Source organism: Micromonospora echinospora, assembly GCF_014203425.1.
GTDB classification, from domain to species: domain Bacteria; phylum Actinomycetota; class Actinomycetes; order Mycobacteriales; family Micromonosporaceae; genus Micromonospora; species Micromonospora echinospora_A.
Genome location: NZ_JACHJC010000001.1, coordinates 5,179,119 through 5,193,837, shown reverse-complemented (window position 1 = coordinate 5,193,837; position 14,719 = coordinate 5,179,119). Strand labels below are relative to the sequence as shown.

Genomic DNA, 14,719 nt, shown 5'->3' with positions numbered 1-14,719 from the left:
CACCTCGAACCCCGATACGGAGTGGCCCGATGCCCACTGAGGCAGAGTTCCTCGACTACCTCCGGCGTGCCACTGCCGACCTGCGCGACGCGCGCCGGCGGGTACGCGAGGTGGAGGCCAAGGACCGCGAGCCGATGGCCGTCATCGGCATGGCGTGCCGGTTCCCGGGCGGGGTGTCCAGCCCGGCCGAGCTGTGGGACCTCGTCGACCGGGGCGGCGACGGGGTGGGCGACTTCCCGACCGACCGGGGCTGGGACCTGGAGCGGCTCTTCAACGTCGACCCGGACAACCCGGGCACGTCGACCAGCAACCAGGGCGGCTTCCTCTACGACGCGCCACAGTTCGACCCGGGCTTCTTCGGCATCAGCCCCCGCGAGGCCCTGGCGATGGACCCGCACCAGCGGCTGCTGCTGGAGACCTCCTGGGAGGCGTTCGAGCACGCCGGCATCGACCCGCAGGCGCTGCGTGGCAGCCGGACCGGCGTCTTCGCCGGGGTCATGTACCACGACTACGCGTCGCGGGTGCTGGACCTGCCCGACGGCGTCGAGGGCTACATCGGCACCGGCAACTCCGGCAGCGTGGTGTCCGGCCGGGTGGCGTACACCTTCGGGCTGGAGGGCCCGGCCGTCACTGTGGACACGGCATGCTCGTCGTCGCTGGTCGCCGTGCACCTCGCGACGCAGGCGCTGCGCCAGCGGGACTGCGACTTCGCGCTCGCCGGCGGTGTGACGGTCATGTCCACCCCGGGCACCTTCGCCGACTTCTCCCGCCAGCGGGGCCTGGCCTCCGACGGCCGGTGCAAGTCGTTCGCCGCCGCCGCCGACGGCACCGGCTGGTCCGAGGGCGTCGGCGTGCTGCTCCTGCAACGGCTCTCCGACGCCCGCCGCGACGGCCGGCGTATCCTCGCCGTCGTCCGGGGCAGCGCGGTCAACCAGGACGGCGCCAGCAGCGGACTCACCGCCCCCAACGGCCCGTCGCAGGAGCGGGTGATCCGGCAGGCCCTCGCCAACGCCCGGCTCTCGCCAGCCGACGTCGACGTGGTCGAGGCGCACGGTACCGGCACCACCCTCGGCGACCCCATCGAGGCGCAGGCGCTGCTGGCCACGTACGGGCAGGACCGGGGCGACGGCGGGCCGCTCTGGCTGGGCTCGGTCAAGTCGAACCTGGGTCACACCCAGGCCGCCGCGGGCGCCGCCGGCCTGATCAAGATGATCGAGGCGATCCGCCACCGCACCATGCCCGCCACCCTGCACGTCGACGAGCCGTCCCCGCACATCGACTGGTCCGCCGGGCAGGTCTCGCTGCTGACCGAGGCGCGCGCGTGGTCGGCCACCGACCGGCCGCGCCGGGCTGCCGTGTCGTCCTTCGGCATCAGCGGTACGAACGCGCACGTCATCCTGGAGGAGGCGCCCGGCGACGACGCCCCGTCCACCGACGAGGCACCCTCCGCCGTCGACGCGCCGGTCGCGCTCCCGCTCGCCCCGGTGTTCCTCTCCGCCCGTACGCCCGAGGCGCTCGCGGGGCAGGCCGGCCGCTGGGCCGACCACCTCGCCCGCGTCGACGCCCCACGTCCGGTGGACGTCGCGGTCTCCTCGGTCAGCCGCGCGGGGCTCGAACACCGCGCGGTCGTCCTGGCCGGTGACGCGGACGACCTGCTCGCCGGGCTGCGGGCCCTCGCCGCGGGCGAGCCGACCGGCGCCGTCACCACCGGCGCGTCGGCCCCGCGTGGCCGGGTGGCCTTCCTTTTCTCCGGCCAGGGCGCGCAGCGCGCCGGTATGGGTCGTGAGCTGTACGGGGCGTTCCCGGTGTTCGCCGCGGCCCTGGACGAGGTGTGCGGTCACCTGGATCCGCTGCTGCCGCGTCCGTTGCGGGAGGTGCTGTTCGCCGCGGCGGGCACGCCCGGGGCGGGGTTGCTGGATCAGACGGTGTTCACGCAGGCGGGGCTGTTCGCGGTCGAGGTGGCGTTGTTCCGGTTGGTCGAGTCGTTCGGTGTGGTGCCGGACCTGGTGGCCGGGCACTCCATCGGTGAGATCGCGGCGGCGCACGTGGCGGGCGTGCTCTCCCTGGCCGACGCGTGCGCGCTGGTCGCGGCGCGGGGTCGGCTCATGCAGGCGTTGCCGGCCGGCGGCGGCATGCTCGCCGTGGCCGCCGCCGAGGCCGCCGTCGCCGCGTCCCTGGCGGGGCTGCCCGGCCAGCTCGACCTGGCCGCTGTCAACGGCCCCGCCGCCGTGGTGGTCGCGGGTGACGTCGAGGCGCTCGACGAGGTGCAGCGGGTGTGGTCCGAGCAGGGTGTGCAGACCCGCCGCCTTCGGGTGAGCCACGCCTTCCACAGCGCCCGGATGGACCCGATGCTGGCCGAGTTCGCGGCCGTCGCCGAGGGACTGACGTTCCGGCCGCCGACGATCCCCGTGGTGTCGAACCTGACCGGCCGCGTCGCCGACGCCGACCAGCTCTGCGACCCGGGCTACTGGGTGCGCCACGTACGCGGCACCGTTCGCTTCGCCGACGCCGTCGACTGCCTGCGCGCCGAGGAGGTCGACACCTACCTGGAGGTGGGGCCGAACGGCGTCCTCACCGCCATGACGCAGAACTGCCTCGCCGAGCGCGCGGAGGACGAGCCGGCGCCCCTGCTGGTGCCGGTGTCGCGCCACGACCGGCCTGAGCCGCAGGCCCTCCTGGAGGCCCTCGCGTCGCTGCACGTGCACGGCCACGCCGTCGGCTGGGCGGGCCTGCTCGACCGGGCCGGCGGCCGGCACGTCGACCTGCCGACGTACGCCTTCGAGCACCAGCGCTACTGGCTGGAGCCGGCGGGCCGCTGGACGGACGTCTCCGGGGCCGGCCTCGGCGCGGCCGGGCACCCGCTGCTCGGCGCGGCCGTCTCCGTGGCGGGCGAGGACATGGTGGTGCTGACCGGTCGCCTCTCGACGTCGACGCACGCGTGGCTCGCCGACCACGTCGTCTCCGGCGCGGTGATCGTGCCGGGCGCTGCCCTGGTGGAGTTGGCGGTGCGGGCGGGTGACGAGGTGGGTGCGTCGCGGGTGCGGGAGTTGACCGTGGCCGCGCCGTTGGTGCTGCCGCAGGTGGGTGCGGTGCGGGTGCAGGTACGCGTCGGCGCCGCCGACGAGGCCGGCATCCGCGTCGTGGCCGTGCACTCCCAGTCCGAGGGTGATCCCGAGGCAGAGTGGGTTTCGCACGCGGAGGGTGTGCTGGAGCCGGCGTCGGCCGACGAGCCGGGCGTGGGGGAGTGGCCGCCGGTCGACGGCGTCGAGGTGGACGTCACGGGCTGGTACCCGACCCTGGCGGAGCGTGGCCTGTCGTACGGGCCGGTGTTCCGGGGGTTGCGCCGGGTGTGGACCGTCGGCGAGGACGTGTACGCCGACGTGGTGCTGCCGGACGACGCGGCGGTGGAGGCGGCTCGCTTCGGCGTGCACCCGGCGCTGCTGGACGCCGCGCTGCATCCGATCGGGTTGCTGCCCGGCTCGGAGGGTTCGGGTGGGGCGCGTGTGCCGTTCGCGTTCGAGGGTGTGCAGGTGTGGGCATCGGGTGCGCGGGTGCTGCGGGTGCGGCTCACGCGCGCGGGTTCGGCGGTGCGCCTGGTCGCGTGCGACGAGTCGGGCGCGGCCGTGGTGTCGGTGGACACCCTCGCCCTGCGCGAGCTGACCGGGGTGTCGTCGTCCCCGGACGCGTCGGCCCGGTCGCTGTTCGAGGTCGCCTGGCAGGCCCAGGAGGTCGCCCCGGCCGGGGACGCCTCCGGGTGGGCGCTGCTGGGCTCGCCCGCCGCCGCCGCCGACCTGCCGGCCGTCGCTGAGCTGCCGGTGTACGCCGACGTCGAGGCGGTCGCCGTGGCGTCGGCTGTGGCGCCGCGTCTGTTGCTGGTGCCGGTGGGTGGCCTGCGCCGGGCCCTTCACGTCGAGACGGAACCTGCTTCGGTCCCCGGTGAGATGCACGCCGCCGCCGTCGACAATGGCCCCGAGTCGGTGCGGGCGGCGACGTCGCAGGTGCTGGCGACGGTGCGGTCCTGGCTGGCGGCCGACGCGCTGGCGGAGTCGCGGTTGGTCGTGGTGACCCGGGGTGCGGTGTCGGTCGGGGACGGAGACCGGATCACCGACCTGGCCGCAGCGACGGTCTGGGGTCTGCTGCGCTCGGCGCAGTCGGAGCATCCGGGTCGCATCGTCCTGGCGGATGTCGACGCTGACGTGGACGCGGGGCTGCTGGCTGTGCTGAGTTCCGTGGCCGACGAGCCGGTGGCGTTCGGTGGTCAGGTCGCGGTGCGCTCGGGTGAGGTGTTCGTGCCGCGTCTGGTGCGTGCGGTCGCCCCGGTGTCGGTGGAGACGCCGGTTGTGGGTGACGGTGCGGTGCTGGTGACCGGTGGTACGGGCGCGCTGGGCGCGTTGGTGGCGGAACATCTGGTGTCGGCGTACGGCGTGCGGTCGCTGGTGTTGGTGTCGCGTCGTGGTCCGGAGGCTGCGGGTGCGGGTGAGTTGTCGGAGCGGTTGTCCGCGCTGGGTGCGTCGGTGCGGGTGGTGGCCTGTGACGTGACGGACCGGGATCAGGCGTTCGGGCTGGTCGGTGAGGTTGCCGCTGGGGGCCGGTTGGCGGGTGTGGTGCACACCGCCGGTGTCCTGGACGACGGCGTGGTCGAAGGGCTGACCGCCGAGCGGCTTCGCGCGGTGCTGGCGCCGAAGGTGTCGGCGGGTTGGTTGTTGCACGAGGCGACGGCGGGTCTTGGTCTCGACTTGTTCGTGGTGTTCTCGTCGGTGGCGGGTGTGTTGGGTTCGCCGGGTCAGTCGGCGTACGCGGCGGGCAACGCGTTCCTCGACGCCCTGGCGGTCTACCGGCGGCAGCTCGGGTTGCCTGCGGTCAGCCTGGCGTGGGGCATGTGGGACACCCCCGGCATGGGCGCGTCCCTCGACGAGGCGGACCGGGCGCGATCGACCCGGGGCGGCATCACCGCGATGAGCGCCGACACCGGGCTGCGGCTGTTCGACGCCGCCCTGACCGCCGGCCGGCCGGCCCTGGTGCCCGCCGTGATCGACCTGGCCGCCCTCCGGGCCGCGGCCGGCGCCGGCCTGGTGCCGCCGATGCTCCGCAACCTGGTCGGTACGACCACGACCCGCCGCCAGGCGGGACAGGGCACCACCTGGGCGACCCGCATCGGCGGCCTGACCGCCGACGAGGCGCGCGCCCAGCTCGACGTGCTGGTACGCGGCCTCGTCGCGCAGGTGCTCGGGCACGGCGGGGCGGAAGCCGTGCCCGCCGACCGGGCGTTCCGCGAGCTGGGCTTCGACTCGCTGACCGCCGTCGACCTGCGTAACCGTGTGAACGCGGCCACCGGCCTGCGGCTGCCCTCGACGCTCGTATTCGACTACCCGACGCCGCAGGCGCTCGCCGCCCATGTGCACGCCGAACTGGCCGGCGCCGCAGGTGGCCCCGCCGCGCCGGGCGCGCGGACCACCACCCGCGCCGACGAGCCGATCGCGATCGTGGGCTTGGCCTGCCGCTACCCGGGCGGGGTGGAATCCCCCGACGAACTGTGGGCGTTGCTGGCCGGCGGCGGCGAGGGGATCGGGGAGTTCCCGGCGGATCGCGGTTGGGATCTGGAGTCGCTGTTCGATCCGGATCCGGGGCGTAGTGGTACGTCGTACACGCGGCGTGGTGGTTTCCTGTATGGGGCTGCGGAGTTCGACCCGGGTTTCTTCGGTATTTCGCCGCGTGAGGCCCTCGCGATGGATCCGCAGCAGCGGTTGCTGTTGGAGGCGTCGTGGGAGTCGTTCGAGTCGGCTGGGCTTGATCCGCAGCGGCTGCGGGGCAGCCGGACCGGTGTGTTCGCCGGCGTCATGTACCACGACTATGCGTCGCAGCTCATGGGGTTGGCCGATGAGGTGGAGGGCTACGTCGGTACGGGTACGTCGGGCAGCGTGTTGTCGGGTCGGGTGGCGTATACGTTCGGCTTGGAGGGCCCGGCGGTCACTGTCGACACGGCGTGCTCGTCGTCGCTGGTGGCGCTGCACCTCGCGGCGCAGGCACTGCGCAGTGGCGAGTGCGACCTCGCGCTGGCCGGTGGTGTGACGGTGATGGCGACGCCTGGCACCTTCATCGAGTTCTCCCGGCAGCGTGGTCTGTCGGCCGACGGTCGGTGTAAGTCGTTCGCGGCGTCGGCGGACGGTACGGGCTGGTCCGAGGGCGTCGGTGTGCTGCTGGTGCAGCGGCTCTCCGACGCCCAGCGTGAGGGCCGGCGGATCCTGGCGGTCGTACGCGGCAGCGCCGTGAACCAGGACGGTGCGTCGAACGGGCTGACGGCGCCGAACGGTCCGTCGCAGCAGCGGGTGATCCGGCAGGCGCTGGCGTCGGCGCGGCTGTCGCCGTCCGACGTGGACGTGGTCGAGGCGCACGGCACGGGTACGACGCTGGGTGACCCGATTGAGGCGCAGGCGTTGTTGGCGACGTACGGGCAGGAGCGTCCGCAGGATCGGCCGTTGCTGCTCGGGTCGATCAAGTCGAACATCGGGCACACGCAGGCGGCTGCCGGTGTGGCCGGTGTGATCAAGATGGTCATGGCGATGCGCCACGGTCTGGTGCCGGCGACGCTGCACGTGGACGAGCCGTCCCCGCATGTCGACTGGTCGGCGGGGGCGGTCGCTCTGGCGACCGAGGCGATGCCGTGGCCGCGGGTGGGCCGGCCGCGTCGGGCGGCGGTGTCGTCGTTCGGGATCTCCGGCACCAACGCGCACGTGATCATCGAGCAGCCGCCCGCCGAGACGGTCGGCGCGCGGCCCACCGACCGGCCGCGCGCCGACGTCGTACCCCTCGTGCTCTCCGCCGTGGACGCCCCGGCGCTGCGCGACCAGGCGGCCCGGCTGGGCGCGCACCTCGCGGCACACCCGGAGCTGGCGCCGGCCGACGTCGCGCACGCCCTGGTCACCACCCGGGCCACGTTCGACCACCGCGCCGTCGTCCTCGGCCGCGACACCGTCGACCTGACGCGGGCCCTGGAGGCGTTCCACCTCGGCGAGGCCACCGCCGCCGTCACCGGCGTCGCGGCGCGCGCCGCCGACCCGGTCCTCGTCTTCCCCGGCCACGGCGACCCGTGGCCCGCCGCGACCGTCGAGCTGCTGGACCGGGCACCGGAGTTCGCCACCGCGATCGCCGCCTGCGAGGCGGCCCTCGCCCCCCACGTGGACTGGTCGCTCGCCTCCGTGCTGCGCGGCGCGGACGGCGCCCCCACCCCGGCCGACCCCGGGGTGGCGCCGGCCGTCCGGTGGGCCGTGGCCGTCTCGCTGGGACGCTGGTGGCGCTCCCTCGGCGTACGACCCGCCGCCGTGCTCGGGCACGCTCACGGCGCGCTCGCGGCCGCCTGCGTGGCCGGCGCGCTGTCGCTGGAGGACGCGGCGAGGACGATCGCCCTCGCCAGCCCGGCGGAGGACGGCCCGGACGCGCTGGCCGGGATCACCCTCCGGGCGGCCGAGGTGCCGCTGTACTCGGCGACGACCGGCGGCCCGGTCGACACCGACGGCCTCGACGCCGCCCGGTGGTACCGGGACCTGACCACCGACGCCGACGCCGACGCCGACGCCGAACCGGCCGTACGCGCCCTGCTCGACGAGGGCCACCGGGTCCTCCTCGAGGCTGCCCCGGCGACCGTCCTCGCCGTCGGCATCCGCGAGAGCGCGCGGGCCGACGACGCCGTCGTGGTGGCCGCCGACGACACCGTGACCGGCGGCTGGCAGCGCATGCTGACGGTCCTCGCCGGGCTGCACGTGCACGGCGTGCCCGTCGACTGGACGGCGATCCTGGGCGCCCCCACCGGCCCGCCGCTCCCGCTGCCCACGTACGCCTTCCAGCGACAGCGCTACTGGCCGCAGCCGACGGCGGCGGCCGCCCCCGCCCCCGCCGGCACCGACGAGGCGGACCGGCACTTCTGGGAGGCCGTGGAACGCGCCGACGCGTCTGCGCTGGCCGCCGCCATGCGCATCGACGAGGCCACGGTCAGCTCCCTCGACCCCGCGCTGCCGCTGCTCTCCTCCTGGCGCCGGCGCCGCCGCGACGAGTCCACCGTGGACTCGTGGCGCTACCGGGTGACCTGGAAGCCGCTGACCGTCGCGCCGGAGGCCACCCTCGCCGGCACGTGGCTGCTGGTCGTGCCGGCCGCCGAAGCCGAGCACCCCCTGGTCGACGGCGTCGCCCGGACGCTGGGCGAGGGCGGGGCCGAGGTCGTCCGGATCGACGTGCCGGAGACGGGCCGGCCGGTGCTGGCCGAGCGGCTGGCGCGGACCGGCGGGCCCGTCGCCGGGGTGCTCTCCCTGCTCGGCCTGGACGACGCGCCGCACCCGGCCCACCCGGTCGTCCCGGCGGGTCTCGCCGCCACGTACGCCCTGGTCCAGGCCCTCGGCGACACCGGCGTCACCGCCCCGCTGTGGTGCGCCACCGCCGGCGCGGTCTCGACCGGCCGCGCCGACCAGCTCGACCGCCCCCGCCAGGCGATGCTCTGGGGGCTCGGCCGGGTGGTCGCCCTGGAGCACCCGGACCGCTGGGGCGGACTGCTGGACCTGCCCGCCGAGCTGGACCCCCGGGACCGGGCCCGGCTCGTGGCGGTGCTGGCAGGCGTCGACGCGGAGGACCAGCTGGCGCTGCGCCCCTCCGGGGTGTTCGCCCGGCGACTGGTCCGCGCCCGCGCCGAGCGCACCGCGACGCAGGACTGGCGTCCCGCCAGCGGCGCCGTCCTGGTCACCGGCGGCCTCGGGTCCATCGGGGCCCAGGTGGCGCGCTGGCTGGCCCGCGAGGGCGTGGGTGAGCTGGTGCTGACCGGCCGCCAGGGCCCCGCCACGCCCGGCGCGGACGAGCTGGCCGACGAACTGCGCGCCGCCGGCGCCACAGTCACCGTGGCCGCCTGCGACGTCGCCGACGCGGTCGCCGTACGGGCCCTCGTCGAGCGGCTCGCCGGGCAGGGCACCCGCATCGGGGCCGTGTTCCACACCGCCGGCGTCGCCCACGCCGCGCCCGTCGCGGCCACCGACGTCGCCGACCTCGCCGACGCCCTGCGGGCCAAGGTGGCCGGCGCGGTCAACCTCGACGAGGCGTGCGGCGACGAACTGTCGGCGTTCGTGCTCTTCTCCTCCGGCGCGGGCGTCTGGGGCGGCGGGCACCAGGGCGGCTACGCCGCCGCCAACGCCTTCCTCGACGCGCTCGCCGAGGACCGGCGACGGCGCGGACGGGCCGCCACCGCCATCGCCTGGGGCGCCTGGGACGGCGGCGGCATGGTCGACGCCGAGGGCGCCGCCGACCAGATGTTCCGCTCGGGCGTCCGGGCCATGCGCCCCGACCTCGCGGTCTCCGTCCTGGCCGAGGCGCTCGACCACGGCGACACCACGCTCACCGTGGCGGACATCGCCTGGGACCGGTTCCTGCAGACCTACACGCTGGCCCGCCCTCGGCCGCTGATCGCCGACATCCCCGAGGTGGCCCGGCTGCTCGCGGCCGGGCAGCGCGACGGCGGCACGCCCGACGCGGGGTCCCCGCTCCGCGGCCGGCTGGCCGGCCTCGCCGCACCGGAACGCCGTCGGGTCCTGCTCGACCTCGTACGCGTCCACGCGGCGGCGGTGCTGCGCATGTCCTCGCCGCAGGCGCTGGCGGCGGACCGGTCGTTCCGGGAGATCGGCTTCGACTCGCTCAGCGCCGTCGAGATGCGCAACCGCCTCGCCGAGGCGGTGGGACTGAACCTGCCGGCGACCCTGGTGTTCGACCGCCCGACGCCCGACGCCCTCGCGGAGCACCTGGCGGGCAGGCTCGCGGGCGACGACACCCCGGCGGCCGAGCCCGTGCGGGCCGCCACCGCGCTGGACGAGCCGATCGCCATCGTCTCGATGAGCTGCCGCTACCCCGGCGGGGTCGCCGGCCCCGAGGACCTGTGGCGACTCGTCGCCGAGGGACGCGACGGCATAGCGGAGTTCCCGACCGACCGGGGCTGGGACCTGGCAGCCATCTACGACCCCGATCCCGACCGGCCCGGCACCTCGTACGTGCGCGAGGGCGGCTTCCTCACCGACGCCGCCGGCTTCGACGCCGCCCTGTTCGGCATCTCCCCGCGCGAGGCGATGGTGATGGACCCGCAGCAACGGGTGCTGCTGGAGAGCGCCTGGGAGCTGTTCGAGCGGGCCGGCACCGCGCCCGCCGACATGCGGGAGACCAACACCGGCGTCTTCGTCGGCACGAACGGCCAGGACTACGCGACGCTGCTGATGGCCGCCCGGGTCGAGACCGAGGGCTACCAGGCCACGGGCAACGTCGCCGCCGTCATCAGCGGTCGGCTGGCGTACCACTTCGGGTTGCAGGGCCCCGCCGTCAGCGTCGACACCGCCTGCTCGTCGTCGCTGGTGGCGCTGCACCTGGCCTGCCAGTCCCTGCGGCAGGGCGAGTGCGACGTCGCGGTCGCCGGCGGCGTGACGGTGATGGCCACCCCCGGCCCGTTCCTGGAGTTCGCCCGGCAACGGGGGCTCGCCCTCGACGGCCGGTGCAAGTCGTTCGCCGGGGCCGCCGACGGCACCGGCTGGGGCGAGGGCGTCGGCTTGGTGATGTTGCAGCGGCTCTCCGACGCCCGGCGCGACGGCCGGCGGATCCTCGCCGTCGTGCGCGGCTCGGCGATGAACCAGGACGGCGCCAGCAACGGCCTGACCGCCCCCAACGGGCCCGCGCAGGAACGGGTGATCAACCAGGCGCTGGCCAACGCGCGGCTGAGCGCCGCCGACGTGGACGCCGTCGACGGGCACGGCACCGGCACCCGGCTCGGCGACCCGATCGAGGCGCAGGCCCTGCTGGCCACGTACGGGCGGCAGCGCCCCGCCGACCGGCCGCTCTGGCTCGGCTCCGTGAAGTCGAACGTCGGCCACACCCAGGCCGCCGCCGGTGTCTCCGGCGTGATCAAGATGGTGCTGGCCCTCCAGCACGACCTGCTGCCGCCCACCCTGCACGTGGACGAGCCGTCGCCGCACGTGGACTGGTCGGCCGGCGCTGTCGCGCTGCTGACCGAGGCGCAGCCGTGGCCGGACGTGGACCGGCCGCGCCGCGCCGGCGTGTCGTCGTTCGGGGTCAGCGGCACCAACGTGCACGTCATCCTCGAACAGGCGCCCGCCACGCCCCCGGCCGACACCGCCGCCCCCCGTCCGGCCAGCGCCGACGCGCCCACGACCAGCTCCAGCCGCGGCACGCTCGGCGCCGCCGACGGGACGCCGCTGCTGCCGTGGGTCGTATCGGCAGACACCGCCGACAGCCTGCGGGCGCAGGCGGCCCGGCTGGCCGACTGGCTGCCGGGCAGCGGAACGCCCGCCGCCGACGTGGCCCGGGCACTGGCCACCGGACGGTCCCCGCTGCGGCACCGCGCGGTGCTGCTCGCCGCCGACGCCGACGCCGCCCTCGCCGGCCTGCGGGCCCTGGCCGCCGGGCAGGACCACCCCGGGCTCACCCGGGGCACCGCCGAGCCCGGCGGCGCGCTGGCGGCGCTCTTCTCCGGCCAGGGCGCGCAGCACGCCGGGATGGGCCGACGCCTGTGGGAGACGTTCCCCGTCTTCGCGGCGACCCTCGACGAGGCGTGCCAGCACCTGGACGCGTACCTGCCGCGGCCGCTGCGCACGGTGCTGTTCGCCGAGCCCGGCACCGCCGAGGCCGACCTGCTCGACCAGACCGTCTTCACCCAGGCCGGGCTCTTCGCCGTCGAGGTGGCGCTGTTCCGGCTGCTCGAACACTGGGGGATCCGGCCCGACTTCGTGGCCGGGCACTCCGTCGGGGAGATCAGCGCGGCCCACGTCGCCGGAGTGCTCGACCTGGCCGACGCCTGCGCGCTCGTCGGCAACCGGGGGCGCCTGATGCAGGCCCTGCCACCCGGCGGCGGGATGCTCGCCGTCGCCGCGCCCGAGGTCGACGTGCTGCGGGCCCTGTCCGGCACGCCGGGACAGCCCGCCGTCGCCGCCGTCAACGGGCCGGCCGCCGTCGTCGTCGCCGGCGCCGAGGACGTGCTGACCGAACTGGCCACCCACTTCGCCGACCTCGGCGTACGCACCAAGCGGCTGCGGGTCAGCCACGCCTTCCACAGCCCGCTGATGGAGCCCATGCTCGCCGAGTTCGCGGCCGTCGCGGCGACCCTGTCGTACGCCCCGCCGACGGTGCCGCTGGTGTCGAACCTGACCGGTACGGTCGTCGACCCCGAGCAGCTCTGCACACCCGACTACTGGGTCCGCCACGTCCGCGAGGCGGTTCGCTTCGCCGACACCGTCACCCACCTTCACTCCCACGGGGTGACCCGGTTCCTGGAGATCGGGCCGGACACCGTGCTGACCGCCCTGACCGCCGCCGCGCTGCCGGTGGACGCGCCGGTCGTCGTGACCGGCGTGCAGCGGCCCGGCCAGGACGAGGTGGCCACCCTGCTCGGCGCGGTGGCCCGGCTGCACTGCCACGGCGTGCCCGTACGCTTCCCGGCACTGCTGCCCGGCGCCGCGGCCCCGGTGAACCTGCCCACGTACGCGTTCGCCCACCAGCGGTTCTGGCCGACCCTCGACGCGGCGGCGACCCACACCCCCGCCGCCGCGCACGACGACGTCGACTCGGCGTTCTGGCGGGCCGTGGCGTCCGGCGACGGCGACGCGCTCGCCGGCCGGCTCGGCCTCGACGCGGACCGGCCGCTGCGGGAACTGCTGCCGGACCTGGACCGGTGGCGGCGCCAGCAGCAGGAGGACACCCTCGCCGGCGGCTGGCGCTACCGGATCACCTGGCGCCCGCGGGCTCTCGTCGCGGGTGCCGTCGACGGCACGTGGACCCTGGTGCACAGCGGTACGGACCAGCCGGTCGTCGACCGGCTCGCCGAACTGCTCACCGCGCGGGGCGGCACCGTGCGGCAGCTCGCCGTCGACCCGGCGACGACCGACCGGAGCACGCTCGCCGGGCAGCTCGCCGCGGCGGCGCCCACCCGGATCGTGTCGCTGCTCGCCATCGACGAGCGGGCGCACCCCGACCGCTCGGCCGTGCCGCTGGGCCTGACCGCGAACCTGGCCCTGGTGCAGGCGGTCACGGACGCCCTGCCACCGGTGCCGCTGTGGCTGCTCACCCGGCAGGCCGTGGCCACCGGCGCCGACGACCCCGTCGCCCACCCCGCCCAGGCCACCACGTGGGGCCTCGGCCTGGTGACCGCGCTGGAACACCCCCGGCACTGGGGTGGCCTGCTGGACCTGCCCGCCACCCTGGACACCGCCGCCGCCGAGGGAGTCCTGGCGGCCCTCACCGCCGCCGGCGACGAGGACCAGCTCGCGGTGCGCGACTCCGGGACGTACCTGCGGCGGCTGGAGCGCGCGCCCCGCGCCGAGGCGCCGGCCGGCTGGCAGGCGCCGGGCACCGTCCTGGTCACCGGCGGCACCGGCGCCGTCGGCCGGTACGCCGCCGGCTGGTTCGCCCGGCACGGCGCGCGGCGACTGCTGCTGGTCAGCCGGCGCGGCGCGGCGGCCCCCGGCGCGGACGAGGCGGTGGCGGAACTGGCCGCCCTCGGCGCCGAGGCGCGGGTGCTGGCCTGCGACCTGGCCGACCGGGACGCGGTCGCCGATCTGGTCCGTGGCCTGCGCGCCGACGGTGAGACCGTGCACGCCGTGGTGCACGCCGCCGGGGTGGGCCAGCTCAACCCGGTCGCCGCCGTGACCGAGGCGGAACTCGCCGACGTCGTCTCCGGCAAGATCGCCGGCGCGCGGCACCTCGACGAGTTCCTCGACCCGGAGCCGCTCGACCTGGTCGTGCACTTCTCCTCCATCGCGGCCGTCTGGGGCGTCGGCGACCACGGGGCGTACGCCGCCGGCAACGCCTTCCTGGACGCCTGGGCGCAGTCCCGGCCGGCCGGGCGGGCCCGGCACCTCTCGGTGAACTGGGGACCGTGGGCCGGCGGCGGCATGGTGACCGACGCGCACGCGGCGGCCATGAGCCGGCGCGGGGTGTCCCTGCTCGACCGGGAACCGGCGATGGCCGCCCTGCGCGCCGGCCTCGACGGCGACGACACCGCCCTCACCGTCGCCGACATCGACTGGGAACGCTTCGCGCCGGTGTTCGCCTCCGCCCGGCCCCGGCCGCTGATCAGCGAGATCGCCGAGGTGGCCGCCCAGGCCGCGGCGGCGCGCGCCGACGCCGAGGACGGCGACCAGGTCGCCGGCGAACTGCGCAAGCGGCTCGGCGAGCTGTCGCAGGCCGAACAGGCACGGCTGCTGGTCGATCTCATCCGCACCGCCGCGGGCGAGGTCATCGGCCACGACAGCCCGTACGCCGTGGAGGCCGGGCGGCCCTTCCGGGACCTCGGCTTCGACTCGCTCACCGCCGTGGAGCTGCGGGGCCGGCTGGCCCGCTCGACCGGGCTCAGCCTGCCCAGCTCGGTGGTGTTCGACCACCCGACCCCGCAGGCGCTGGCCGAGCACCTGCGGGCCGAACTGCTCGACGAAGCGTCGGTGGAGGCGCTGCCCACCCTCGCGGAGCTGGACCAGTTGGAGGGCGCCCTCGCGCTGCGCGACCCGGACGACATCGGCCGGGTGCGGATCACGATGCGCCTGCACAGCCTGCTCGAACGGCTCGGCGCCGCCGAGGAACGCCGGGAGGACACCGCCGAGGTGGCCGGCCGGCTGCGGGCGGCCAGCAACCAGGAGCTGTTCGACCTCATCGACCAGGACCTCGGGCTCTCCTGAGCCGCCCGGGGATCTGTGGTGTC

General features: G+C 76.0%; 1 protein-coding gene. It reads left to right on the top strand.

What is annotated here, in order from left to right:
• Positions 1-29: 29 nt before the first annotated feature.
• On the top strand, positions 30-14,696 hold the full coding sequence (locus FHU28_RS23675) for a type I polyketide synthase (protein WP_184686654.1): 14,667 nt from the start codon (positions 30-32) through the stop codon (positions 14,694-14,696).
• Positions 14,697-14,719 lie beyond the last annotated feature (23 nt).